Origin of the sequence: Lactobacillus sp. 23-2, from assembly GCF_044902225.1 — a bacterium.
In the GTDB taxonomy this organism is placed as follows: Bacteria; Bacillota; Bacilli; order Lactobacillales; family Lactobacillaceae; genus Lactobacillus; species Lactobacillus absianus.
Map to the genome: position 1 here is coordinate 1 of NZ_JAOQBX010000056.1, position 1,365 is coordinate 1,365.

At 43.6% G+C, this 1,365-nt stretch carries 1 protein-coding gene; it reads left to right on the plus strand.

Translation table 11 applies throughout. From position 1 onward, the window contains the following. Positions 1 to 125: 125 nt before the first annotated feature. Positions 126 to 1,304, plus strand: a complete 1,179-nt coding sequence (locus OCH80_RS10115; RefSeq protein WP_046432424.1) for an IS256 family transposase — start codon at positions 126 to 128, stop codon at positions 1,302 to 1,304. Positions 1,305 to 1,365 lie beyond the last annotated feature (61 nt).

Sequence of the window (1,365 nt, forward strand, 5' to 3'; positions counted from 1 at the left end):
GAGACCGTATAATCTTATGTGTAAGGATGAACAGTTCCTTAAAGTAAATCAAAATTGGGTATAAGAAAAGGGACTCCTTTTCCGTATAATTGATTTGAACACTATCAATACGAAAGGAATCCCTTATGACTGATTTTAACAGAGAATGCCTCAATGCGCTATTCGACAAGGAGAAATTTGACAAATTCATGCGGACTCAGCTCGAGGAAGGACTCAATCTGCTCCTAGAAAGCGAATTGACCGCCTTTCTTGGCTATAATCCCTACGATAGAAACGGCTGGAACTCTGGAAACTCCCGGAATGGAAGCTACTTTAGACAGATCAAGACGCAATTTGGGCCTATCAAGGTTCAAGTTCCCCGGGACAGAAACGGCGAGTTTCACCAACAAACTCTTCCTGCATATGGTCAGCACACCGATGCACTGGAATCCACTGTGATCCAGCTCTATTCGCATGGTGTAACAACCAGAGAGATCTCTGAGCTGATCGAGAAAATGTACGGCAGCTACTATTCTGCAGGCACCGTCTCAAACATCTCAAAGCAGGTAGCCAGTCAAGTTGAAAGCTATCATCAACGGCGCTTGAGCGACAAGTTCTTCTGCGTTTATCTTGACGCTACGTATATTCCTCTGCGTAGAGATACGTACCAGCGCGAGGCGGTTTATATCGCCGTGGGAATTAAGCCTAATGGCAATAAAGAGATCATTGACTATCGGATCGCTCCGGTAGAAAATCTTGAAGTTTGGAGTGAAATGATCGCCGACTTCAAAGAACGTGGCCTCGAGCAGGTTGAACTGTTCTTGTCAGATGGCTTTGTGGGCATCAAGGACATGTTAAAGCAGTATTACCCAAAGTCTAAATTCCAACGTTGTCTAATTCACATCATGCGCAACATCAGCCAAAAAGTCCGTGTGACCGATCGTGCTGAGATTCTGAATGCTTTTAAGCAAGTCCATAAGCAAACTAACCAAAAAGAAGCAGAAACTGTTCTGCACGCCTTTTACGAAGCCTATGGATCAAAGTACTCCAGAATGATCAAGGACCTGCGGAAACTCGAAGAAGACATGCTTGTCTTTTACCAGTATCCAAAGCAAATCCGTCCTTCAATCTACTCAACGAACATGATCGAATCGATAAACCGCATGATCAAGCGAAAGACCAATCCTAAATCAGAGTTCCCTAGCGAAGAATCACTGGACAACTTTTTGGGTAGCCAAGTTATCGACTATAACGACCGCAACGCCAATCGAGTTCACAAGGGCTTTGGTCAAGTAGCAGACACCTTGGAATCGTACTTCGATTAAAAAACAGTTAAAGAATCAATTAGCCGGAAAGATTTATTTACACAAAAGAATTGACAGTCTC

Excerpts from the sequence above, each read along its gene's own strand:
- OCH80_RS10115 (WP_046432424.1), top strand. The coding sequence starts at position 126 with ATGACTGATTTTAACAGAGAATGCCTCAATGCGCTATTCGACAAGGAG.